This is a genomic window from Longinema margulisiae, assembly GCF_025266855.1.
Classification (GTDB): domain Bacteria; phylum Spirochaetota; class Brevinematia; order Brevinematales; family Thermospiraceae; genus Thermospira.
In genome coordinates, this window is record NZ_CP053071.1 from 571,130 (window position 1) to 594,852 (window position 23,723).

The 23,723-nt window shown below is 47.8% G+C and carries 19 protein-coding genes; 7 read left to right on the top strand and 12 right to left on the bottom strand.

Annotated features, from left to right (window positions below):
• Positions 1–301 precede the first annotated feature (301 nt).
• Genes BREVNS_RS02635 through BREVNS_RS02650 form a run of 4 tightly spaced genes read left to right on the top strand, consistent with a single transcriptional unit; the run spans position 302 to position 6,349 of the window.
• A complete protein-coding gene (locus tag BREVNS_RS02635) occupies positions 302–958 on the top strand; it encodes a TetR/AcrR family transcriptional regulator (protein ID WP_483427511.1) in 657 nt (218 codons plus the stop codon).
• Complete coding sequence (locus BREVNS_RS02640) at positions 955–2,352, top strand: TolC family protein (RefSeq protein WP_483427512.1); 1,398 nt, start codon at positions 955–957, stop codon at positions 2,350–2,352. The genes BREVNS_RS02635 and BREVNS_RS02640 overlap by 4 nt, the downstream gene beginning before the upstream one ends.
• 16 nt (positions 2,353–2,368) lie before the next feature.
• Entirely contained in the window at positions 2,369–3,265 is an 897-nt protein-coding gene (locus BREVNS_RS02645; protein ID WP_483427513.1) for an efflux RND transporter periplasmic adaptor subunit, read from the top strand.
• A gap of 9 nt (positions 3,266–3,274) precedes the next feature.
• On the top strand, positions 3,275–6,349 hold the full coding sequence (locus BREVNS_RS02650) for an efflux RND transporter permease subunit (protein WP_483427514.1): 3,075 nt from the start codon (positions 3,275–3,277) through the stop codon (positions 6,347–6,349).
• 38 nt (positions 6,350–6,387) lie between these two features.
• Here BREVNS_RS02650 and malQ read toward each other — a convergent pair whose 3' ends face one another.
• From malQ to dnaA, 5 genes are all read right to left on the bottom strand, one after another.
• On the bottom strand, positions 6,388–7,881 hold the full coding sequence (malQ, locus tag BREVNS_RS02655) for a 4-alpha-glucanotransferase (protein ID WP_483427515.1): 1,494 nt from the start codon (positions 7,879–7,881) through the stop codon (positions 6,388–6,390).
• An 86-nt stretch (positions 7,882–7,967) separates the two neighbouring features.
• The gene (locus BREVNS_RS02660) at positions 7,968–10,463 is read right to left on the bottom strand and encodes an ATP-dependent Clp protease ATP-binding subunit (RefSeq protein WP_483427516.1); all 2,496 of its coding nucleotides are present in this window, start codon (positions 10,461–10,463) and stop codon (positions 7,968–7,970) included.
• The gene (locus tag BREVNS_RS02665; protein WP_483427517.1) at positions 10,460–11,515 is read right to left on the bottom strand and encodes an ATP--guanido phosphotransferase; all 1,056 of its coding nucleotides are present in this window, start codon (positions 11,513–11,515) and stop codon (positions 10,460–10,462) included. Before BREVNS_RS02665 ends, BREVNS_RS02660 begins: the two co-directional genes overlap by 4 nt.
• Complete coding sequence (locus BREVNS_RS02670) at positions 11,512–12,087, bottom strand: hypothetical protein (protein WP_483427518.1); 576 nt, start codon at positions 12,085–12,087, stop codon at positions 11,512–11,514. Before BREVNS_RS02670 ends, BREVNS_RS02665 begins: the two co-directional genes overlap by 4 nt.
• A gap of 439 nt (positions 12,088–12,526) precedes the next feature.
• Complete coding sequence (dnaA, locus tag BREVNS_RS02675) at positions 12,527–13,885, bottom strand: chromosomal replication initiator protein DnaA (protein WP_483427519.1); 1,359 nt, start codon at positions 13,883–13,885, stop codon at positions 12,527–12,529.
• 590 nt (positions 13,886–14,475) lie between these two features.
• Between dnaA and ribD the strand changes: the two genes are divergently transcribed.
• The 3 genes from ribD (at position 14,476) to BREVNS_RS02690 (ending at position 17,378) form a co-directional block, all read left to right on the top strand.
• Positions 14,476–15,570, top strand: coding sequence for a bifunctional diaminohydroxyphosphoribosylaminopyrimidine deaminase/5-amino-6-(5-phosphoribosylamino)uracil reductase RibD (gene ribD / locus BREVNS_RS02680; RefSeq protein ID WP_483427520.1), 1,095 nt, complete (start codon positions 14,476–14,478; stop codon positions 15,568–15,570).
• Entirely contained in the window at positions 15,570–16,622 is a 1,053-nt protein-coding gene (locus BREVNS_RS02685; protein ID WP_483427521.1) for a tetratricopeptide repeat protein, read from the top strand. Before ribD ends, BREVNS_RS02685 begins: the two co-directional genes overlap by 1 nt.
• A 543-nt stretch (positions 16,623–17,165) precedes the next feature.
• On the top strand, positions 17,166–17,378 hold the full coding sequence (locus BREVNS_RS02690) for a hypothetical protein (RefSeq protein ID WP_483427522.1): 213 nt from the start codon (positions 17,166–17,168) through the stop codon (positions 17,376–17,378).
• 224 nt (positions 17,379–17,602) lie between these two features.
• Here BREVNS_RS02690 and BREVNS_RS02695 read toward each other — a convergent pair whose 3' ends face one another.
• The 7 genes from BREVNS_RS02695 to BREVNS_RS02725 are packed head-to-tail and all read right to left on the bottom strand — an operon-like array spanning position 17,603 to position 23,715.
• On the bottom strand, positions 17,603–17,968 hold the full coding sequence (locus BREVNS_RS02695; RefSeq protein ID WP_483427523.1) for an SH3 domain-containing protein: 366 nt from the start codon (positions 17,966–17,968) through the stop codon (positions 17,603–17,605).
• A gap of 16 nt (positions 17,969–17,984) precedes the next feature.
• Entirely contained in the window at positions 17,985–19,922 is a 1,938-nt protein-coding gene (locus BREVNS_RS02700) for a V-type ATP synthase subunit I (RefSeq protein ID WP_483427524.1), read from the bottom strand.
• Entirely contained in the window at positions 19,909–20,901 is a 993-nt protein-coding gene (locus tag BREVNS_RS02705; RefSeq protein WP_483427525.1) for a V0D/AC39 family V-type ATPase subunit, read from the bottom strand. Before BREVNS_RS02705 ends, BREVNS_RS02700 begins: the two co-directional genes overlap by 14 nt.
• 2 nt (positions 20,902–20,903) lie before the next feature.
• Positions 20,904–21,215 carry a hypothetical protein gene (locus BREVNS_RS02710; protein ID WP_483427526.1) on the bottom strand — a complete coding sequence of 104 codons (312 nt, stop codon included), beginning with the start codon at positions 21,213–21,215 and terminating at the stop codon, positions 20,904–20,906.
• Positions 21,199–21,666: a hypothetical protein gene (locus tag BREVNS_RS02715; RefSeq protein ID WP_483427527.1), complete on the bottom strand. Its 468-nt coding sequence runs from the start codon at positions 21,664–21,666 to the stop codon at positions 21,199–21,201. The genes BREVNS_RS02710 and BREVNS_RS02715 overlap by 17 nt, the downstream gene beginning before the upstream one ends.
• Positions 21,663–22,292: a V-type ATP synthase subunit D gene (locus BREVNS_RS02720; RefSeq protein WP_483427528.1), complete on the bottom strand. Its 630-nt coding sequence runs from the start codon at positions 22,290–22,292 to the stop codon at positions 21,663–21,665. The genes BREVNS_RS02715 and BREVNS_RS02720 overlap by 4 nt, the downstream gene beginning before the upstream one ends.
• Positions 22,282–23,715 (bottom strand): V-type ATP synthase subunit B, encoded by a 1,434-nt coding sequence (locus BREVNS_RS02725; protein WP_483427529.1) that lies wholly within the window; start codon positions 23,713–23,715, stop codon positions 22,282–22,284. The genes BREVNS_RS02720 and BREVNS_RS02725 overlap by 11 nt, the downstream gene beginning before the upstream one ends.
• Between the last annotated feature and the right edge of the window lie 8 nt (positions 23,716–23,723).

The window sequence follows — 23,723 nt, forward strand, 5'->3', positions numbered from 1 at the left end:
CACGTTTTGAGACCTTTGCACGAATGTGCGAAGGTCTCAAGAAAGTAATAAAAAACAAAAAAATAGTATAAAAACATTCCTTCCTCTCATAAATAAACCTATTTTTTGGATAAAAAAATAAATAAGCCCTTGTAAATAGAAAAAACGGGGTTTTAGGGGCGTAGCCCCTGACCCAGGGGGGCAAGAAAGCACCCGTGCAAGGGTCTTGTTTTTTTCTTTTTTTCTTGACGAAATCATAGGAAAGGTGTATACTTATAGTGCGGACGGACTAGTCCGTCCAGAATACACGATGGGGTACTCTATGATGATTGATCATATCCTTCAGAACTCCTTAGCTGACCTTGATAGAAAAATTCTCGAAGAGGCACGAAAAGCCTTTCTCACCTATGGGTATGCAGGAACCAACATTGACCAGGTAGCTCAAACCATAGGTATTGGCAAAGGGACCATCTACCGTCATTTTCAGAACAAAGCCTTTCTTTTTCTTGCTGTCGTTATCTACACCTATCAGGAGATGATTGCTCATTTTCAGCCTATCCCTCAGATGGCAGATCCCGAAGAAGCCTTTCACGCTTACCTCAAAACCCTCATCCAGCTCAACTATACCCTCAAACCCTTCTTTTCTCTTCTGAACCCCCTCGAATTCGGACGGGAATTCCAGCACGAGTGTGGGAATAACCCCCAGATCAGTGCCCTCATGCAGCGTTTTCAAAAAGAAAAAAGCGAAGGGCTTGCCTTTCTCACCCAGATAGTGGAAAAACTCAAACAAAAGCAGGCTATCAAGAGTCCTCTTGAAGCCTCCAAGATTGCCAAAATGATCTTCGCCCTTGTCAATAACTACCTCAGAGACGAAAATCTTGATCCCTCTTCTCTTCAGAAAACCACCAATGATCTTATGTACTTTATTCACCAGGCCATAGAATACCAATCACCTATTGTTAGGGAGGAACATATATGAAACATTCTTTTCTCATTCTCTTGCTCACCTTTTCATGGGGCATAGCTCTTTCAGAGGATCTCTCAAAGCTTCTGGATATAGCCCTTGTCAACAACCCCACCCTCAAGCAGTATCGTCTTGATGTCCAGATCGCTCAGGCCCAATTCCAGCAGGCGTGGGCGGATTTTTGGCTTCCAGATGTTTCTGCTGGCGCAAGTTTTACTTATCTTGACCCCGATACAGTCAACAGGGGCAAAATGACTGTCCCCCAGTACACCATGACCAACCTCAATCTTCCCGTTATGAATGGGGGTATCCCAACAGGAGAATATGTCCCCGTCCCTACGATGATCCCCAGCGGGGTTACCACCAACCAAACCGTTTTTGCTGACAATTATGGAATCCAGCTTCAGATTGCCAAGCCCCTCTTTGTAGGCTTTCGACTTGCCAACAACCTCAAAATCCGTGAACTCAACCTCCGTTTGGCTAAACAAAAACTCCTTGATCAGGAACAAAGCATCAAGGCCTCGGTCATTCAGTCCTATTATAACCTTCTTCTTTTGAAAGAAAATATCCGTCTCTCCCGTCAGCTCAATGAAGCCCTCCGCAAACGTTATGAATTCATGCAGGCCAATTTCCGGGCAGGGCTTGTTTCTGACTACGATGTTCTCAAGGTAGAAGTCCAGTACAAAAACACCCTCCCCACCATCCAGCGATTGGAGAGTGCCTACACAACCGCCCTCCAGCAGTTCTGGCTCCTCGTCGGTACCAATACTGAACCCACGGGCAATCTCTTTGAAGCCACAAATCTCACTCTCTCGAAAACCAACGAAAGTGAAATATTACCCTCTGTGCTTTCCAACAACCTCTCTCTTGTTCAGATTCGGACCACCAAAGAGATACAGGAGTACACAAGGCGTATCCAGCAGGCGGATAGGCTCCCTACGGTCAATAGTTTCTTTACCCTGAAATATGACTATAAGATTACTAATAGCGGGGACAAAGAACGCAACTGGAGTCCCTCGTGGTCTATAGGGGTTTCTGTGAGTATCCCCATTGACGAGTGGCTTCCCTTCTCCAAAAACAGTGCAGTCCTCAAAGAATCCTCTCTCTCACAGGAAAAAACAGATCTCACTCTTGCTACCCTTGAGGACCAGATCCGTCTTCAGGTGAGAAGTCTTCTCTCCCAGATAAACGATCAGAAACAAGCCATCGAAGCCCAGACCCTCAACATGCGTCAGGCACAACGGGGACTTGAAATGGCCAACGATCGCTATCAAAAGGGGTATATCTCCTCCCTTGATGTCACCGACGCTGAAACTTCCTACAGCCAGGCTCAGGTGAACTATCTTCAGGCTCTTTATGATTATGTGAATAGTGTTGTCAAACTCAAACAGCTTCTCTACGAACTATAGAAAAAAGGAGGACTTTATGATACACAAAAACCATCTGTTCACTCTTTTCACGGTCATGTCTCTTGTGGGTATTCTTGTTTCCGGTTGTGCAGGAAAAAAACAGGCTCGCCAGCAGGAAGCCATAACGGTTCTTGTGCAAAAAGCCGAGGTACAACCCTTCCAACAGTTCATTGATCTCAATGGCCAGATAGCCGGAAGAAACGAAGTCAAGGTCTATGCCGACGTCTCAGGAAAAATAGCCCAGATTTTGGTGAGAGAAGGAAGCTATGTCTCCAAGGGCTCGGTCATCGCCTATATTGACCGTGCTCAAGTAGGGGCTGAATACGCCCTTGCCCCTGTCAAGGCACCGATCAGCGGCTACATCACCTCTGTATCCGTCGTTTTAGGCCAGATGATAAGCCCCGGGACTATCCCCATCGCCTCCATTGGCTCTCTCACGGAGATGGATGTGCTTATCTCCCTTCCTGAAAGGTTTGTCCAGCAGGTCCAGATTGGTCAGACCGTTTACATCAAGGTGGCCGCCTATCCAAACGAACGTTTCGTGGCTACTATCTATAGAAAAGACCTTGCTGTTGATCCCACCAGCCGAACCCTCACCGTTCGCGCCCAGATCCAGAATCCAGAGGGAAAACTTTTGTCTGGTATGTTTGCTGATGTCTCTATTTTAGTCCGGGAGTCCAGTAGAAGTATTGTGATTCCGGCCAGTGCCCTCGTTGAACTTGAAAACGGAAGACAGGCTGTCTATATCAACCAGGACAATATAGCCCGACTTCGTCCTGTCAAAGTGGCCTTTTCCTACAAAGACAAGGTAGCTATTCAAGAAGGTCTCAATGCCGGCGAAGAGGTGATTATTTATGGAAAGGAATTCCTCAAAGAAGGAACCCCCATCTATCCCGTTGAGGAAGAAAAATAGGAGGGCTTTATGTCATTACCAAAAATAGCGGTAGAACGCCCCGTTACCATGATTATGGGGCTTTTGGCCCTGATTATTCTCGGCGTGGTCTCTCTCTCCAAACTGCCTGTGGATCTCACCCCAAATCTTGAGTTTCCAGCACTCTCTATTGTGACCACCTATTCTCAGGCCTCTCCCCAGGAAGTGGAAAAATCCATCACAAGAGTTATAGAGAGTGCGGTCTCTGCTGTCAACGATATCGACTCCATTGAATCCACCTCTTCAGAAGGGCGATCCGTGGTGACTATTTCCTTCAAATGGGGAACAGATCTCGACGCCAGGGCAAGTGATGTGCGGGAAAAACTCGACTTTGCCAAGCGCCTCCTCCCAAGTGATGCCTCTACCCCCTCGGTTTTCAAGTTCTCCACCTCACTCATACCCACGATGATTATCAGTGTGGTTGGTTCAGATGACCAGGAGTATCTCTACAACCTTGCGGAAAACCAGATCAAACCCAAGATTGAACAGACACCGGGGGTAGCCAGTGTAAGCCTCAATGGTGGAATTAAAAAAGTTGTCTCCATCGAAGTATACAAAAACCGTATCGAAGCCTATGGTATCAGCATTGACTCCATTGCCAATATCTTGGCCCTTGAAAACCAGAACCAGGCCGGCGGTTATACCTATGAAGGGGTCTACAAATACCTTCTCCGCACCCAGGGGGAATTCAAAACCCTTGAAGATATAGAAAATGTGGTGATCACCGTCAAAAACGGCATTCCCATTCGTGTAAAGGATGTGGCAAAGGTAACCTATGCGAATAGCACTGACCAGGGCATTGTGAGGGTGAATGGCAAACCAGCGGTGAGTCTTACCATCTACAAGCAGGCAGATAGAAACACCGTGCAGGTTTCCAAGGATATCCACAAAACCCTCGATGAACTTGCCAAAACCCTGCCCCCTTCTCTCAAGATTGAAACCATCCTGGATACCGCAGAGTCTATCAACGCCTCTATTGCCAACGTAAGAGACGCCGCACTTCAGGGAGGAATCCTGGCCATTCTCATCCTTCTCTTGTTTCTGTGGAATTTCAGAACTGTGCTCATTATTGCCATTTCTATCCCCACCTCGATTATTGCCACATTTATCACCATGTACTTTTTTGGGGTTTCTCTCAATATTGTTTCTCTCGGGGGACTTGCCCTTGGGGTTGGTATGATGGTAGATAGCTCCATTGTGGTATTGGAAAATATCTTCTACTATCGCCAGAAGGGCTACGGCAGATTCAAAGCGGCCATCATGGCTTCGGAAGAGGTTATGCTTCCTATCATCGCTTCTACTCTCACCACTGTCGCAGTTTTTCTCCCTATTGTGTTTGTCGAAGGGTTTACAGCCCAGATTTTTCGGGACCTTGCCCTTACGGTGAGTATTTCCCTCTTGGTGTCTCTCGTGGTGGCTATCACCGTGGTTCCTATGCTTGGAAGCCAGATGGTACACATCGAAGAAAATCCCCACCTCAGGCGTTTTGAAGACGCTTTCAATCGTTTCTGGAACAGCTTCGTCGGTTGGTACGAGAAGAGACTCGTTTGGGCTTTAGCTCACAAAAGAAAAGCCCTCATCAGTATCTTTAGTAGTTTTATACTCATAGCTATCGTCATCCTGATTTTCATAGGAAAGGAAGGGATGCCGCAGACTGACCAGGGACAATTCAGTATCCGGGCTCAGTTCCCGGTGGGAACAAGACGGGAGTATGTAGATACCATCACGGCCAAAATGGAACAAACCATTCTTGATACTATAGGCAAAAACCTCAAAGCCATGCAGATTCAGATCGGAACGGGTGGCCTTCTTGCCTTTGGGGGAGGAAACGACTATACCGTTAATATACGTATCACCCTTGTCTCTCCCAAAAAGAGAGCCAAAAAAATCAACACCATCATAGAAGAGGTGCGAACCGCCTTAAGACCATTCCCGGCGAAAATCACCCTCCAGAACTCCGGCGGATTCATGATGGGTGGAGGTTCAGCCCTCACCATCGAAGTTCAGGGAGACGATCTTGAACAGGGAGAGAAACTTGTGAACAAGCTCATCAAACTCGCCGAAGATGTCCCTGAAATACGCAACGTGTCAGCCAACCGAAGCGATGCTCTGCCTGAAGTAGTTCTGCGTATCAACCGGGTGGCCGCCTCCAAGCTTGGTTTCAATTCCTATAGCCTTGCCCAGACCATCAAGACCGCTTTCGGTGGAAAAACGGCTACCCGCATGGCTGCCGAAGGAGGAGATATGGATGTGATTGTTCAGCTTGCTGAAGAAGACAGATCCTCCATTGATGACATCTACAGCCTCCAGATCCCTTCACCAGTAGGAAGACTTGTCCCCCTGGCTTCCCTGATTGATCAGACCAAAACCACAGGACCAACCGCCATTTCCAGAAAAAATAACCGCCGTACTGTCACCATCTCCATGGACTATTATGGCAAGAGTCTCAATCAGGTGATTTCCAGCCTCCAGAGCCGGATCAAAAAGGAAGTCTTTGTCCCCAAGGGCTTCTCTCTCTCCTATGGGGGATCCTTCAAGGATATGCAGGAGTCTTTCTCACAACTTACCCTCGCTCTTCTTCTTGCCATCTTCCTCGTCTATGCGGTGATGGCCTCACAATTTGAGTCTCTCTGGGCACCGTTTGTCATCCTGTTTACCATTCCCTTTGGACTGGTGGGATCCCTTGTGCTTCTCTTTATCACTGGTCAAACGCTGAACACCATATCCTTCTTGGGATTCGTGATTCTCGTGGGTATCGTGGTCAACAATGGTATCATCCTGATTGACCATATGAATAACGGCATGAAAGCCGGAATGAAACCGGACGAAGCGGCAAGAGAAAGCGGGGTGCGAAGGATTCGGCCAATTATGATGACTACCCTCACCACGATTTTAGGGCTCATCCCCATGGCACTTGGAATCGGTGAAGGATCAGAACTCTACGTTCCCCTGGCTATCTCCATCCTTGGGGGACTCTCGCTTTCTACCGTGATTACGCTGGTTATCATCCCTACCGTCTATGCTGGTCTTCGAAACCGGATCCCTATCAAAGTCCACCAGGACTAACGACAAAAAAGCCCGCCGAAACACCGGCGGGCTTTTTCTTATCGACCGTAGATTTTGGTGAGATGAGCAAGGCGCCTCGCAAGGGCTGGTTTGAGATCCGAAGACTTCATCCTCCATTGCCAGTTCCCCGAAGCCACACCGGGGAAATTCATTCTCGCACTTGACCCAAGCCCCAAAATATCCTGCATCGGAGCAATGGCAATACGGGCCACAGACGCCCATGCTGCCTGAATGAAATCCCACCACACTTCCTTTCCATTACTCTTGAGGTACTCGAGAGCGTACTGCTGATCCGAAGGTTTGGCCTTTTCAAACCACCCTCGACAGGTATCATTGTCGTGTGTCCCTGTATAGATCACCGAATTGGGCACCATCTGATGGGGAAGATGATCGTTTTCCTCATTGGAGTCAAAGGCAAACTGGAGCACCTTCATCCCGGGGAACTGGAAATGATCCCGAAGTTCCACCACGTCAGGGGTAATCACCCCAAGATCCTCGGCAATAATCGGAAGTTTCCCCAAAGCCTTTTCCACAGCGGTAAACAAAGCCATCCCCGGGGCTTTCTCCCACTGCCCATTGATGGCTGTTTTCTCCCCATAGGGAATAGCCCAGTAGCCTGCAAAACCACGGAAATGGTCGATACGAATGATATCCACCAGTTCCATCATGGACTCAATGCGGCTAATCCACCACTGGAAATTGGTCTTCTCATGCTCCGGCCAGTAGTAGAGGGGATTGCCCCAGAGCTGTCCCGTTGCACTGAAATAATCAGGTGGAACTCCTGCTACCTTGGTTGGCTTCAACTCAGGATCAAAGTAGAACAATTCAGGATGAGCCCATACATCCGCACTATCCATGGCCACAAAAATGGGGATATCTCCTACAATCTGAACACCATTTTTGTTGGCATATGCCCGGAGATCATGCCACTGATCAAAGAAAAGATACTGCCTGAACTTCTGAAAAACAATCTTGTCAGCAAGTTTCAAACTGTAGGCTTTGATGGTTTCCGGCTTGCGGAAACGGACATCTTTTTCCCACTCAAGCCAGGATCTTCCCCCAAATTCCTCCTTCAAGGCCATAAACAGGGCAAAATCATCAAGCCAGTTTTTGTGTCTTTCACAAAACCTCTCAAACTTCTCTTTCAACAGAGGCTGTTTTTCCGCTTTTACCACAAAGTTTTCATACGCCTTGCGCAGGAGAGGAAACTTGAAGTGAATCACCGCTCCATAGTCCACCTTGTCCTCTGGAAAAACCGGCGCCCCTTCTAAATCCTTCTTCGAAAGCAGCCCCTGTTCCACAAGAAGTTCTAAATCAATCAAAAGAGGATTGCCCGCAAAGGCAGAAAAACACTGATAAGGGGAATCCCCAAAACCTGTTGGTCCTAACGGGAAAACCTGCCAGAGCTTCTGCCGGGCACTGACAAGAAAATCCACAAAACGGTATGCCTCTTTCCCCATACTCCCTATACCATAACGGTTCGGGAGTGAGGTAATATGAAGAAGCACACCGCTACTTCTCGGAAACTGCATAGAATGTATCCTCCTCACAACATGAACATTTTTCCCTTCAGGAAAAAACACTTCCAGTGACCCTTGCCCCACCGCGAAAGAAAAGCCTACCGTTTCACCGCAGGCTTTCGTTTCTTGCCGGATCCTGAGGCAGGCTGGGGCTTTATCTGGATCTGTATTTCATCATTCTGCAGGTCAATAATAGCCTCAAGTGGTACCGCTCCCCGCACATGAGCCTGCTGAAGAAGAAGCTTTTCTGCTAGCGGCTCCTCTATAAGGTTAGAAATTGCCCTGGCTAAGGAACGGGCTCCATAACGGGGATCGTACCCTTTTTTGACGACGTTCTCGATAACCGCTGGCGTCACGGAGAGGGTAATGTTATTCAAAAGAAGCTCCTGCTGGAGTTGGCGCAAAAACTTCTGAGCAATGAGTCCCAAAACCTTTTCCTCAAGAGGCTCAAACACCACAATATCATCAATACGATTGAGAAACTCAGGCTTAAAGAAATGTTTGATCTCCGCCATCACCTTGTCTCGAAGAGATTGCTTTCTCCCCTTTTCATTTCCAAAACCAAGCATCTCCTGATTGGTATAAAAATGCGTCCCGAGGTTTGAGGTGATAATAATCACCGTGTTTTTGAAGCTCACGGTATGCCCAAGACTATCCGTAATATGCCCCTCGTCCAAGATCTGAAGAAGGACATTGTACACATCGGGATGAGCCTTCTCAATCTCATCGAAGAGAACAATCGAATACGGCTTTCGCCTCACCTGTTCGGTAAGCGTCCCCCCCTGCTCATACCCCACATACCCCGGAGGAGCCCCTAACATCCTGGAAACATTGAATTTCTCGCTATACTCACTCATGTCAATCCTGATCAACTCATTCTCCGAACCAAAGAGAAATTCAGCCAAAGCCTTGGCCAGAGCCGTCTTCCCCACCCCGGTTGGACCCAGGAAGAGAAAACTCCCAATGGGTCTTTTCGGATTTCGTATACCGGCAATATTCTTTTTGATCGTTTTTGAGATACGATCAATGGCCTCATCCTGCCCCATGATGCTCTCTTTCAAGGCCTGATCCATGGTGAGAAAACGACTCTTGTCCCTCTCTCCATCTAAACGATGGATAGGAATATTGGCAATAGAAGAGACAATATATTCTATCTCCTTCTGATCAATCACCACCGTCCGGGCACTTTGATGAGAGAGCCACTCAAACTTCTTGTGGTCATACTCTGCCTTGAGTTTCTGAAGGGCGTCGCGAATAGCCGCTGCCTCCTCATACACCTGTTTACGCACCACCTGTTGCTTTTTCTGTTCAAGCTCCGTTATCTCTTTTTCTAAACGGGAAAGCTCCTCCGGCTTTTCGGTGAGATTACTCCCCCAGTAGGCCCCCGCCTCATCCAGAAGGTCAATGGCCTTGTCTGGAAGATGTCTATCCGTAATGTATCGATTGGCAAGATAGGCTGCCATCTCTATCGCCCTATCCGTATACCGTACCCCGTGAAAGGCCTCATAACGTGGCTTGAGATGCTGGAGAATCTCAACCGTTTCTTCCACCGTAGGCTCCCGTACTACCAGCGTCTGAAAACGACGGGCAAAGGCCTTGTCCTTTTCAATATACTTGCGATACTCATCAAAGGTGGTCGCCCCAATACACCGAAGGGTTCCACGTGCAAGAGCCGGCTTGAGCATATTGGAAGCATCAAGGGCTCCTTCTGCGTTTCCAGCCCCTAAAATAGTATGAATCTCATCAATAAAGAGAATGACATTATCCGATTCCTCTACCTCTTTGACAATATTTTTCATCCTCTCCTCAAACTCTCCCCGGTACTTGGTTCCTGCCACGACAAGCCCGAGATCAAGCAGAAGAATCCGTTTGCCCAACAGCCGTTGGGGAACCTCACGCCGTACAATGAGCTGGGCCACCCTTTCTACAATGGCCGTTTTCCCCACTCCCGGTTCCCCTAACAAAAGGGGATTATTTTTCTGACGACGATTGAGAACCTGGATAAGCCTTTCAATCTCCTTCTCTCGACCTATCACCGGGTCCAGCTGGCCCTGTTCAGCAAGACTATTGAGATTTCTTGTAAATTTATCTAAAAAGGGCGTTTTGCTCCGCTTTTTCCCACCGGCAACTGCCTCACCATACCCCACCACCCGAACAACCGCCTGCCTCACGATATCAATATCAATCCCACGATTGGCAAAAATAATAGGGATAATCGCCTCTGGATTATCACTCTCATAGAAAAGGGCAAGCAAAAGGTGTTCCGTCCCCACTGTTTGATGGCCAAGAAGACGGGCCTCCTCCTTACTCCAGGCTAAGACATTGCGAAGACGCTGAGAAAAATGAAGTCCCCCCAAGGTAAGCACATTGGTGCTTTTGCTTTTGAGAATGGTGGAAACCTCCCTCACTAAATCCTCTCTATCAAGGCCAAGTTCTTCGATGGTTTTCACAGATTCAGCCTCATTATCCCTCATGAGAGCCAGGAAAAGATGCTCAGGAAGAAGCTGATCACTAAAAAACCGCCTCGCTTCCTGCTGGGTATACATCGAGATAACACGCTGAGCCCGTGGAGAAAACTCTGAAAAATCGTTCATACCAAAGCCCCTGAATTTCTTTTTGACCTGAGTTTCAGGTGAACACGCCGTAGCCAGGTATTCACCTCTCGCCAGCGAAGGTGATTGCCCTCTTCCTGATCCAGTTGATACTCATAGGCAATAGCCTCATCAGAATAGGTGAAAATAAGCCTTCGCATCTCCTCCTGCTGGGGAAGATCAAGGATATTCTGCTGAGCTAACATATCAACAAGCCCGAGGTAATACACCATATCCTCGTAGGAGAGGGCATCAAACTCCCTCACTTCCCCAAGCTCCATATAACACAATCGACGTTCTTCCTCATCCTGCAAAATCTCCTGACGAGCCGCCAGTTCAAGCGAAACGATATGTTGTACAAAACGCTGAAACTCCTCCTGCATCTCCTGTTCAGAAAGTCCCAACGAGTAGTAATTAAAGACATAAAAAAGAGGAGAAGAAGACTCATCGTGGACAAAGTTGACCACCATATAACTCATCTGGTTAGCATACTCCACAAGGGGCTGTATCCTCTTCAGGCTCACAAGCCCCCAGAGATTGAGAATCACCGAAAACCTGAGACCAGTCCCTACATTCAGAAGGGAAGCCGTCAGATACCCCTTTTCCTCATCAAAGGCAAAATCAATATGCTTCTCCATCTTTCGGAGAACAGGTACTAACCTTTCCATCATAAAGGGAATACGATACCCCATATCACAGGCCTGTAAGCGGATATGATCATCCTCAAGAAGCATCAGAGTCCACGCCCCATCCGGAGAAAAACCAAAAGTTCTCCCTTGTCTGACAAAGTTTTGCGAGATAACCCTGCGTGCATACCAGCGAAGAAGCTCCTCAGAATCGAAGCCCTCTGTATGAAGAAAAATAGCCTCAGGGAAAAGCTTCCGAAGAAGTTCCGTAAGTGCCTCATCAAGTTCAAAGGCCTCCCGTTCTGACATCCGCCAGGGAAAGGTCCTTCCCTCAATATTTCTCGCAAACCGTACTCGTGAACTCCACACCACCTGATCAAGCGAATGCTTCTTGTCCGGACTGCTGTGAGGAAGGGTGATATACTTCATACGCTATCCCATTGCTGTTTCCCAAGGATTCGTTTTAATCGCTTGTGAACCCTTGCCGCTTCCTCATAAGCCTCCTGGGCCAGAAGATGACGAAGCCGGCGTTTGAGATAATCAATCTCCTTTTGAATCATAAGATAATAGGTATAGCGTGGAGGAATCATTCCCCGATGAACGGGACCACGCTCAATATCAAGAATCATCTCCTTGATGGTCCCCCTGAAGGTCTCATAACACCACGGACACCCTAAATAGCCACTCTCTTTGAACTCCTCGTAGGTGAGACCACAGCGACAACGAACCCTTTCCTTCTGGGAACGCTGGGTTTCAATGGTATGAATCTGAGAGGCAATCTCCCCCAAAAGAGAACGCACCTCACTGATCATCTGGAAGACCTCTTGCCCCCCCTTTTCAAGGAGCATGGACATTTCTTTGCCCACTTTGGGATTGTTTTCGAGAAGTTTCATGGCACAACGAGTACAGAGAGACATCTTTTGAGGCTTGTCATCTCGATACACGTGAACCTCAAAGATCCCTTCCTGTCTCCCACAGAGATCACACCGCTTCTTTTGCATACTCACCTCTCCTCCCTAATTATCGTAAGGGAGGCCTCAAAATCTAAAACGCTTACGCTATAATTTTAGCATATTTCTCTGTTATCGTCAAATCCTTGTGCCTCTCGACAAAGCAAAAAATACGACCATCCCTCCACGTGGAGAACGCCCCTTCGTCAATCCTTTCTTGCCAGAAAAAACCAGAGATTCGAGACCCTTGCACGGGTGTTTTCTTCCCCTGTTTGGGTCAGGGGCTGCGCCCCTGAAACCCCGCTTTTTCTGTTTACAAGGGCTTATTTGTCTTTTTTTATTCAAAAAAATCGGTTTATTTATTACGACAAGGAACATTTTGATACTAATTTTTGTTTCTTTATTACTTTTTTGAGACCTTTGCACATTCGTGCAAAGGTCTCGATTCCAGAAGACTTTTTCACTCCTCCCTGATGTCTCTTTCTTCCCCTCAGGAGGCGGTAGGTTCTTTTTCTTTCTTGGCAGACTTTTCTTCATAGAAGAGGGCAATGATATCCTCAATCTCCCTTCGTACCTTTTTGCGGGTTTTCATCATCTTTTCAATCTTGTCTGCTGAACGCATCACCGTGGTATGAGCCTTTCCCCCAAAAAGACTCCCGATTTCGGTGAGAGAGAGGTTGGTATGTTCCTTGGCAAGATACATGGCAATATGGCGGGCATAGGTGATATTTTCAAGCCTTCTCTCTGACTTCAGGTCGTTGATGTTAATATTGAAATACTTGGCCACGGCTCGCTGAATATCGGTAACAGTGAGATTTCGAGGCACCTCCATCTGAATTTTGTCCCGAAGCACTTCCTTCGCCAGATCCAGAGAAATCTCCTTTTTCCGAAGGTTAGAATACGCCACCAGTTTGGTAAGCGCCCCCTCCAAATTCCGGATATCGGTATCAATATGTTCGGCAATATAGCGAATAACATCGGTAGGAACCACAAGATTTTCCTCCTCGATACGGCTACGAAGGATAGCCATACGGGTTTCCATATCCGGCACCTCTATCTTGATGGTCAGACCAGAATTGAAACGGGTGATGAGACGATCGCTAATATTTTTGAGATGCTGAGGAGGCCTATCACAGGCAAAGACCACCTGCTTTTTCTCGTGCAAAAGGGTATTGAAGGTATGGAAAAACTCCTCAAGGGTGCTTTCCTTTCCCTGGAAAAACTGAATATCATCAATAATCAAGACATCAAGATTGCGATAACGTGAACGGAAATGCTCGGTGTTTTTCTTGGCAATCGATTCAATAAACTCATTGGCAAAGACCTCACTGGTGACATAACGCACCTTCTTTTCCGGAGAATGAGTGATGATATAATGGGCAATGGCCTGGATAAGATGGGTCTTTCCCAAGGCCACACTTCCATAGATAAAGAGAGGATTGTAGTTGGTGCCTGGATGCTGAGCAACCTGAAGGGCGGCAGCATGGGCAAAATCATTGTTTGGTCCCACCACGAAGCGTTCAAAGGTGTACTTGGGATTGAGATTATTGGAAATGGCCTGTGAAGAGGCTACAGACACCCTTTCTGTGGTTTTCTTGTAGAGGGACTGGGTAGGAGCAATCTCCACCACAAAGGTATAGGATTTGCCCGTTAACTGCAAGGCAAGCGCCTCCGCCATCTGACGATAGTTGGCCTCAAACCACCCAGAGGTCAGTGGATCTGGAGCTACAAGGACAATAGTCTTCTCATTCTGCATCTCCTTGAAGCGGATCTTTTCCAAGATAGCGCGATTGAGATCACTATCAAATGAACGGGAAAGTTCTTTCGCAATCTCATCCCAGATCTGCATACGCTTGCCTCCTTCTTATTTTTCCTCTCTTTTTGGTTACCCTTTCCTGTTTTCCAGAGGGAAAACTTTTGTCCAGGACGTTTTCCTCCTCCCTCACTATGAGGAAAGCACTCCCCTCTCTCACCAAAGAGAGTTTTCTGCTTCCCTCAGCGAAGAAAAAGAAACGCTGGTTTTTTCAGGGACCCAGGGTAAACCAGTGCCCTGTTTTTGACTTGTCTATAAAGTCCCACAAAACTTCATAGACAAGCCTTCCCTGCCATAAGACACCCATATTATAGCCAGGGTTTTTGGCGATTTCAAGTCCTCTCAAAATATTTTCTACACCAAGAGATAGCATTTTGATACTCACGCACATAAACGCCTGTATCAAACTCTCCCTAAGTATTTTCTTCGCAAAGAGTTATAATTTTCCCATAACTCTTTATTCTACGGTATCTTAAAAAACTCTCCCTCTTTACTATGGTTTGCAAGATTTAGCCTAATCTCTTATAATAAAAACAGGTAGAGAGGCCAACTTCAAAAAGGAGGAGTTTTGCACATCAACGCACATCCTGTGCGTTGATATCATCGGCAAAACACAAAAATTTTTTATGCAGGATAAAACATTTTTTTCTCTTGCCCTTTCTCTTGCCCAGAGTGTCAAGGGATATACCTCTCCAAATCCGGCAGTAGGGTGCGTTATTGTAAAGGAAAACCGTGTCGTCGGTCAAGGGGCCACCCAGCCCTACGGCCAATCCCATGCCGAAATTGTGGCTCTCAGGGAAGCCGGAAAAGAAGCCAAAGGCGCCACCGTTTACGTGACCCTTGAACCCTGCGTATGGTATCCAGGGAAACGTACGCCACCCTGTACCGATGCCCTGATTGAAGCCGGGGTGAAAAAGGTCTATATAGGTTCCCTTGACCCCAACCCTTCCGTCCGCGGAAAGGGCATCCAAAAGCTTCGAGAAGCAGGGATAGAGGTGGTTTTCACCGAGGATTACTATAGAGAAATCTTAGATCTCAATCAAGACTTCTCAAAGTACATCCAGACAGGGCTTCCGTATGTTATTGCCAAGTATGCCATGACCATCGATGGCCAGATAGCCACCCAGGAAGGGGATTCTCACTGGATCACCTCAGAAGAAGCAAGAGAAAGGGTACATATCCTCCGTTCCCAGGTGGATGCCATCATGGTAGGGATTGGCACCGTCCTTGCTGATAACCCTCATCTCACGGTGCGGCTCAAGACACCATCCCGTCAGCCCCTTCGTGTGATTATTGACCCGTATGGCAGGACTCCTCCAGAGGCACACGTCCGTCGCGATGGTCATCCCACCCTCTTCATCACCCTGCCCGGATATGGCCAGAGCCTCTCAGAACCCCACCTAAGCGTCTGGGAGATGGGAAAAAACAAGACCATCCCCATGAGAGAGGTTTTTGAGCGCCTTGGCAAGGAAAAAAGGATCTCCTCCGTTCTTGTTGAGGGTGGAGGAAGACTCCTTTACCGTTGCCTCCATGAAGACACCATTGACAAACTGCTTGTCTTCATCGGAGGAAAACTCATCGGAGGAAGGGGAATCCCCCCTTTTGATGGAGAAGGGGCTAAAAAACTCTCTGAAGCTCCCCCCATCAAGCGTTTCTATGCAGAAAATCTCGCCCATGACGTCATCATTCATGCCTATCTCAAAATGTGGGATGTAGAGTGATGTCCTACTCATTTTTCCATCGTGCCATGCATGAGATGAATCTTTTCCGCTGGAAAAAGGCTGAACACTACCTGAAACTATCGAAAAAAAAAGAAAAACACCCTCTTGCCTCCGAATACCTTCTCTACGTGTGGCTGTGTCAGGGCAAATGGAAAGACCTCGACAAAACCCTCCGCACCTCCCGTCCAGAAGGGGAAACCATCGCCCTCTACGTCTGGTACTGGTACCTCTGGTACAGAGAAAAATGGCTTGAACTCGAACCTTGTCTCTATCAGATGATTGCTTCAGAGAACCTTTTTGTCAGGATGTTTGCCCTTTTTCGACTCTCCACCTACCACAAGAAACCCATTGACGACTTTCTCTCAAGAAAAGGCATTTTTGATGGCATCTGTGCCTACCACGAAGAAGAAAAAAGAGCCTCCCTCTACAGGCAGGCTATAGAAAACAAATCAGTCCCCTTTTCTCTCTCAGGCAAAGAAAAAGAATACGAAGCCACTCTCGATTTTCTTCTCTTAGCAGACAAAAACACCTCATGGCAAACCATTTGCCATCTTTCCTCCCCCATTCGCCGCCATCTTGAAAAAGACCCCCGTCTCCTCTGGGAACTCGCTTCCCTTGCCTTTACCCATCATGCCTATCCCATGACAGAACGCCTCCTCAAAAAACTCGAAGGGATGGGAGTGGCCTCCCACGTAGTATGGTATCTTCTTGGCCACGTCTATGCCGCCCAGAAAAAATGGGAAAAGGCCGGTCTCTGGTACGAAAAAGCCATCCAGGCGGGCTTAGATACCCCCTCCGTTTGGAAAAACCTGGCCATTCTCACCATAGAAAAGGGCTATCTCAAAGAAGCCGGAGAATACCTCAAACAAAGCCTGAGACTGAAAAGAGACCCCGAAGTCCTCTATGCCCTTGCGCTTCTCTTTCTTCGCCGTCGTCAGTATATCCAGGCTTATGAACTTCTGAGGCGATGTACCGCCTACGAAGAAGTGAAGGAACTTGCCACCTCTCAGATTCAAGCCCTCAAACGCTTTCTCCGGGAGAAAAGTAGTTAAAAAAGAACTTCTCAAGACCTTTTCTGATTCTTCTTCTAAATTCTCGAGACCCTTGCACGGGTGCTTTCTTGCCTTTCTGGGTCAGGGGCTCCCTGCCCCCTGTGAACCCCCGCCCCCGCCCCTGCACCGACTCCAGAAGAGCCCTGTCCTCGTCGCATGCTACGCATGCGCCTCGGACGGATGGTGGGCCGCTTTTGCGGGTAGTGAGAAATCCCACTCCCCAGGGAAAGTCCTTCCTCGCGGGGCGACCTCAACTCGTCCTCCTGACTTCGGAAGCATAGCGCCCACCTCGCTCCGCCGATTCCCCGCCAAAGCGGGGTCCCCGCGGCTACGCTTCGGTGGGCTTTTCGGGCAGAGCAACAGAAGAGGTCGCCCCGGACACCTCCTGTGTCCTCCCGTCGGAAGGACTTTCCCGTCGGAAACCAAAGGGCCCTTTTCATAACCGCAAAAGCGGCCAGGCGGATACTGAGCGAAGTCGAAGTGGGGTACAGAAAAAAAGGGGGTGATAAAAGAACAGGGCCTTCTCCCACCAGCCCGCAGGGCATGTGGCCCCCCAGGGACTTCTCTGAGGCCGCACCGCAGGCAGGGGCGGGCCCCGGCGACGAGTCAGCAAGAAAGGAGCTTTCTGAGACCGCAGGGCGCCCGGCTATTACCCTGTCTCAGCCAAAGGCAATGGTTAAACGTTTAACCTCTCTCTATCCACCCCCTCATGGCTATCGCTATCACCCTGTTTCAGCTAACCACCCCGCCGGTTAAACGTTTAACCTCCCTCCATACAAACCCAAACAATGACGACCACCTTCTTTCAGAGAGAAAAGCCTGCCCCGGCTATCACCATGTTTCAGCAAACGAGCCCCCTTTGCTGAAATAAGGTCATAGCAAAATCTCCCGGCACCCTTCTCCAGGAGAGAAGGGCTGGCCCTATTCCCATGTCTCAGCAAAAGCCACCTCCGAAGCTGAAACATGGTGATAGCCTACCACTACCTCCCCACCTCCCTCAGATACGCATCAAATACCCAACCTAAAACAAACCTGCCATTATCATCTCGACTCCCCGTATCCACAAACACCCATCGCCCCCTTTTACCGTCTATCTCCATCTCCTCATCCCTACGCCTCAAAATCACCACCTCCTCCCCGCGAAAAAGCGTTGCGACAATCTCTTCCTCATTGTACCCCGCATAGTACTTCATCTTCGGGATAAACCTCACCCGCAGGACGTCCGCCGTCACCACAGCCCTCACCGGTCGAAGACTCGCTACTAATGACTCATCCGTCACCAGGACCACATTGGTGTTCGAAAGATGCTCGTACACCACCACATCACTTTTTTGAGACCTTTGCACGAAGGTGCAAAGGTCTCTATTCCTCTTTATTTTTGTAGAGCGATAATCCATCAAACGCCTGTCCTGTACCCCGGAAAAATTTCACATACAACTCATAATACTCCAATCGCAGGGCCTGGATACCCACGACAAACCCCTCAAACCCGATAATAAAGAGATTTCCAAACAGAAGCACTATCCACTTGAGAAAAGGCTGCGAAATCATATTATCCACCAGAAAAACCACCCCCATCAAAGCCGTATGATTCAGCGCAAACGCCCCAATACGCATAAACGATATCGTATTACTGAGGAAGGTGATCGCCGTTTCAAAAAGATCAAAAAATCCCATTGCCGGATTGGGAAAACTCTTCCCATGATGAAACAAAAGATAAGCCAAAGGCCTCTCCAAAAAGATAAAGATAAGCCCCCCAAAAGCCATGGCTGTAAAATACCAGGGAACAGGTTTTCCTAAAAAACCAATGACCACTGCACCCAATACCCCCCAGTAGAACATCATCCCCGCCACCCCATACGAAGAAAAAAGCATCTTGGCAAAATCCCCCTCAAGAAAACTATTCACCACATTGAGAATCATCGCCACCGAAATAAGGCCCACCCCAAATCCAATGGCCACGAGAAGAATCTGCGAAACATTCTCTCTTGGAGAAAACCAGAGCGCCTGGATAATATCGTGCCTGCCAAAAAATTCCCCATAAACAAAACCAAATATGGCTGAAGAAACCCCCACCCACATCACAATCTGCATGAGACTCCGAAACTTACGAAACACCTTGAGAAAGCTTCCCACAAGCCCCATCAGAAACAAAACAAGCCCCTGTCCCACATCCCCAAACATCGCCCCGTACATCAGCACATAGGTCAAAGCAGAAAAAAGCGTGGGATCAATCTCCCTGTAGTGTGGCATCCCGTATGTTTTCACAAGCGTTTCAAAGGGCTTCAAGATCCCCGGATGATCAAAAAGTGTCGGCGGTTCAAGCCCCTCCTCAACCATGGCCCGTGAAGCGTCCTTGGTTTCTATCGTACACCGCTTTGAAGTAATTTTTTCTATATTGAACCTGACCATCGCTTCATCCCTTGCCGGTATCCAGCCCGCAAAAAGACTCACCGTTTGCGATGACACCATCTGATCCCTGATCTCTACTAAACGTTTCCTGTACTCCAGAACCTCCCGGAAAGCCAAAAGATCAGGAAGAAAAAGGTTCTCCATCTTGGTTTTCTGCCTGTCCAGCCATTCCTCTTCATCATAAGTCGCATTCAAATCAAAGGAATACTGAAGAAGCCGCTGTTTGGGATTATCCGCTGCCTCAAGGGGAAGACCATATTCCTTATAAAACACCGCCTTCAAAACCTTTTCCACACTCTCTTTCTGTTTTGCCTCACAGAAGAAAAAGACCACCACATCCTCACCAATCTTGTCCACATACCGTATCTCCACAGGAAGCTGGGACATAGCCTGGACAAAACCAGCATATTGAGACTGGGCAATAGCCCCAAAACCCACATAAAAAAGGGATGTGTTTCTCAGTTTCTGCCAGGGGATATCAAGGGTAGCAAAGAACTGAAGTCTTCTCACCCGGATCTCAATATCAACCTTTCTTCGCTGAAGTTCAGCCATCTCTTCTAAAATCTTTTGATACCGCTTTTCAATCTCAGAAAGCCTTGCCTCAATCTCCCCGATTCCCATATGCCAGTCTGGGTTCACCTCAATATGAGAAGGAATAACCCCACCAGACATACGCATGATGAGGTCCTCATTTCGTCTCACAAGGGCAGTAATATGCTGGGTCAGTTCTATATTCTTCTCATGCCGAAGATGATATTCCTTTGCCTTTTGTTCATCTATCACCAAAGGCTCAAAACGACCATAATGGGCAAGCCAATCTAATACCCGTTCCACATCTTCTTTACGAACCAGGACATCCATTTTCTTGAGCCTTTCAGAAAACAGCATGCCTACCTCCCTCCACCATAAGCCCGGATACACGTTCCCATGAGAGTTTATACCGTTTAGCCTCTATGGCTATTTGCCAGTTCTGTACCATCATTTCCTGAATCACCAAAAACGCCCCCAAAAAGTGAGCAGAGCCGGGCTTTTTGGCCATAGGCCACAAACACGCTACCACCCTCTCCGGGAGAACCCTGGCCAACGTTTGTAGATCGTTTGCCGTATCGAGGGCCAATTGACGTGGAAGAAGGGACACAAAGTCAGCAAGACTCTTGGTATTGAGAAGCCTTCGCCAGTAACTTCTCTGTTCAAAAACCGGTGGAAAGTAGGCTAAGACCTCTTCCGCTGTCCGCTCATAGCCAAACTTCATCCGGGCCACAAATAGCACGCGTTCCATTTCTAGACCAAAGAGAAGCGTATCCCTCCAGGCCGACCACTCCCCACTTTGACGTGCCACCTCTACCAGATCCTCCAAGAAACGCTCATACAAACGCACCTCAAAACCAAAGGTTTCCCCCGTTCTCTCCAGTTCAGGAAAAGCGTCCTGAGCCAAACGATAGTACGGGGTATGAATCAAAAATGACTGCAGGTCCTTCAAATCCTTGATCTCTGCCATAAAAGGCGGCTGGATACGGTACCCCTTGCCCAACTCATAGAGAATAGACACAGGGCGATGATAGAGAAGAGACAAAACAAGATTCACGAGATTCTTGATCTCATATCGACGAAGATAGACCTGAAGAACCCGCTGTGTCTTCTTTGACTCATACCGCATGAGACTCCGAATCAGACCTATCTTCTCCTGATGAATAGCCTTCTCCACATCCAGAATAGTTTCTTCTGTGATCCTTCCCTTATGGGGAAGTTCAAACGACTGAAGAAATTCCTCAAAAGAAAGACCCCATCGTGGTTCAATGTCCTTTCTCCCCTCAAAAAAAGACAACCAGCGCAAAATCTTGGCATAGGTGGCGCCATGATAGGCCACGATTATTCCTCCCACAGCCTTTTTTCTATTTCCCTTCGAAGGTTTTCTCGCAAGGAAGCCAATTTCTTCTGATACAATTCCCTTTCCTTTTCCGCCTGTTTCTGTTGTTTCTTGGTATAAGCCTCTATGGTTTTGCGTAGTTCTTCCCTATCCGCCTTTTTCTTCTCTTCTAAGGCCTTTCGATAGACATCTTCCATTTCCTGGGCTTCTTTTTTGGCTTTGGTGACAATTTCATCAGCCTGCTTTTTCGCCTCATCCAAGTCTTCCTGAAACCTCTGCTCAAGCTCAAGGATTTTCTCAATGGCTTCCTTCATACCCAACCCCTACAACAAAAACATGATGAGAAGTTTCCAGAAGAATCTGCCGGGAAAGGGGATCAAAGATATCCCTGAACATAGCCCCACATCCCCTTCGCACCACTTCTATGATTTTCCCCTCACATGCATCCTCATTGACATAACGCAAAAAATCATGAAGGGGATCCCCCTCTAAAACCACAGCATAAAACTCCACACCCCTCTCCTCACAAAGATGTTGAAGTTTGGTACAGCGCTTTTCCCCCTCTTTGACCAATCCCTCCGAAAGATGGGCTACTTCTTCACTTACAAAGATCCGATAACGCTCAAGTTTGAGAAGGGATTCCTTGTCCACAACAAAAACCCCGACAATCGCCAGTCCCATCTGTTCAGCCAAAGAGACAAAAACCGGAAGACCATGATACAATCGACTCTCCGTCTGGTTCATTGAAATATACAGACGTTTCATGGTCCACCTCCCTGGGATTTTTTCACCTTTTTCATTTGAAAAAGGGTCTCTCTGTCCCTTTCTTCAAGGGTATCGGCAATAAACTTGACAATCTCTTTGAATTCTGGAATAAAGATATTGTCAAGGGCATTGACCTTCCGCTGCGTTCGACGAATCTCACTGGCTAATCTCCACACAGCCGACTCAAGCTGCGCCACCTCTAAAAGCAGGGCAAAAAGTTCCTGAAACTGAAGATACAGATCGTCATAAAAGACATTCGTGGAAAGAAAATTTTTCACAGAAACCTGATTTTTCAGTAGTGGTTTCAGAGAAGGGAGTACGACCCCCATCAAGGTTTTTTCCGTCATCTCCACGGTGGACAAAGGATGCGCCACATCCACACAGGTCATCTCTGCTACACTCTCTTCTCCTGAAAGTGTTTTGAGAAGCAGAAACTCCTGATAAAAATTACTCCATTTCTCTTCTAAAAGATGGCGCTTTTGCTTATAGGTCTGAAGAATGGAGAGAAGCTGCATGACCAGCACCTCTCGCTTTTCCTCAAGAAGGTTTCTTCCTTCCTGCGAAAACGAAAGCTGCTCCTTGTAGTCAAACAACGCTGTTTTGGTCGGGGCTATATCATAACGCACCCACTTCCTCCCCTATCCTTATCTCTTCGGAGTTTTCTACAGGTGGTTTATAATACCTTTCAATCTCCTCTGGTTTCATACTGGTAAGTTCCGACCGTGGCAAAAGCGACAGAATCTCCCACGCAAGGGCAAGACTCTGCTCCATAGTTCTGTCTTCAAAGAAGCCCTGGCCAATAAAACGCCTCTCAAACACCTCACCAAAACGAAGATACGCCTTGTCCACCGGAGAAAGCTCATCCTCCCCTACAATGAAGGCAATCGAACGCACCTCCTTCACCCTGGCATAACTGGCATAAAGCTGCATAAAAAGATGGGGATGATCATCTCGAGTGTATCCCTCACCAATACTATCCTTCATCAAACGGGAGAGAGACGGCAAAATATCAATAGGGGGATAGATACCCTTGGCATACAATTCTCGACTCAGCACAATCTGACCCTCGGTGATATACCCCGTCAGATCCGGCACAGGATGCGTAATATCATCATTGGGCATCGTCAAAATAGGCACCTGGGTGATAGACCCTGGCCTCCCCTTGACCCGTCCAGCCCTTTCGTACAGGGTAGCGAGATCGCTGTACATATAGCCAGGAAATCCCTTTCGTGCTGGCACTTCTCCTCTTGCGTTAGCAATCTCCCGGAGGGCCTCACAATAGTTCGTCATATCCGTCATCACCACAAGAACATGCTTTCCCTTCTCATACGCCAAATACTCTGCGACCGTCAAAGCCACTCGCGGGGTAATAATACGCTCAATAGGGGGATCGCTTGCCAAATTCAGAAAAAGAATCACATTAGCTTTTGCTCCCGACTCCTCAAAACGCTTGATGAAAAACGAGGCATCATCATACTTAATACCCATGGCCGCAAAGACCACCACAAAGTTTCCACTCTCCTCACCAGGGAGTTTCGCCTGGGCGGCAATCTGGGCCGCCAAAAGATTGTGGGGTAATCCCGCTGCTGAGAAAATAGGGAGTTTCTGTCCGCGAATAAGGGTATTCATCAGATCGATAGCCGATATACCCGTCTGGATATACTCTCGTGGGTAGGCTCTTACCACCGGATTCAATGGTTCTCCGTTGACATTTTTTGTCATCTCAGGAACAACGTCCCCCATACCATCAAGAGGCTTGCCCACTCCATTGAAAACCCGTCCAAGCATTGACTCAGCAAGAGGTATCTCAAGGGGTTTACCTACAAAACGAACCTTGGTTTCCTTCGGATTGATACCGGTACTTCCTTCAAAAACCTGCACAAGAATAGCCTCATGGGAAACCTCAAGAACCTTTCCATGACGAAGAGTGCCATCCTGGGCCTTGATTTCCACAAGTTCATCGTATCCTACCCCAGGCACTCCCCGTACCACCATGAGAGGACCATTGATTTCCTGAACACCAACATACTCTCTTCGTGCTTCTTTCATACGAGGCC

What these genes read in the sequence shown, in the direction of transcription:
- dnaA (WP_483427519.1), bottom strand. Translation starts at nt 13,885, where the DNA reads ATGCAGATCTGGGATGAGATTGCGAAAGAACTTTCCCGTTCATTTGAT.
- BREVNS_RS02700 (WP_483427524.1), bottom strand. Translation starts at nt 19,922, where the DNA reads ATGCTGTTTTCTGAAAGGCTCAAGAAAATGGATGTCCTGGTTCGTAAA.
- BREVNS_RS02635 (WP_483427511.1), top strand. Translation starts at nt 302, where the DNA reads ATGATGATTGATCATATCCTTCAGAACTCCTTAGCTGACCTTGATAGA.
- BREVNS_RS02650 (WP_483427514.1), top strand. Translation starts at nt 3,275, where the DNA reads ATGTCATTACCAAAAATAGCGGTAGAACGCCCCGTTACCATGATTATG.
- ribD (WP_483427520.1), top strand. Translation starts at nt 14,476, where the DNA reads ATGCAGGATAAAACATTTTTTTCTCTTGCCCTTTCTCTTGCCCAGAGT.
- BREVNS_RS02715 (WP_483427527.1), bottom strand. Translation starts at nt 21,666, where the DNA reads ATGAAACGTCTGTATATTTCAATGAACCAGACGGAGAGTCGATTGTAT.
- BREVNS_RS02690 (WP_483427522.1), top strand. Translation starts at nt 17,166, where the DNA reads ATGTGGCCCCCCAGGGACTTCTCTGAGGCCGCACCGCAGGCAGGGGCG.
- BREVNS_RS02640 (WP_483427512.1), top strand. Translation starts at nt 955, where the DNA reads ATGAAACATTCTTTTCTCATTCTCTTGCTCACCTTTTCATGGGGCATA.
- BREVNS_RS02710 (WP_483427526.1), bottom strand. Translation starts at nt 21,215, where the DNA reads ATGAAGGAAGCCATTGAGAAAATCCTTGAGCTTGAGCAGAGGTTTCAG.
- BREVNS_RS02725 (WP_483427529.1), bottom strand. Translation starts at nt 23,715, where the DNA reads ATGAAAGAAGCACGAAGAGAGTATGTTGGTGTTCAGGAAATCAATGGT.
- BREVNS_RS02645 (WP_483427513.1), top strand. Translation starts at nt 2,369, where the DNA reads ATGATACACAAAAACCATCTGTTCACTCTTTTCACGGTCATGTCTCTT.
- BREVNS_RS02660 (WP_483427516.1), bottom strand. Translation starts at nt 10,463, where the DNA reads ATGAACGATTTTTCAGAGTTTTCTCCACGGGCTCAGCGTGTTATCTCG.
- malQ (WP_483427515.1), bottom strand. Translation starts at nt 7,881, where the DNA reads ATGCAGTTTCCGAGAAGTAGCGGTGTGCTTCTTCATATTACCTCACTC.
- BREVNS_RS02685 (WP_483427521.1), top strand. Translation starts at nt 15,570, where the DNA reads ATGTCCTACTCATTTTTCCATCGTGCCATGCATGAGATGAATCTTTTC.
- BREVNS_RS02670 (WP_483427518.1), bottom strand. Translation starts at nt 12,087, where the DNA reads ATGCAAAAGAAGCGGTGTGATCTCTGTGGGAGACAGGAAGGGATCTTT.
- BREVNS_RS02665 (WP_483427517.1), bottom strand. Translation starts at nt 11,515, where the DNA reads ATGAAGTATATCACCCTTCCTCACAGCAGTCCGGACAAGAAGCATTCG.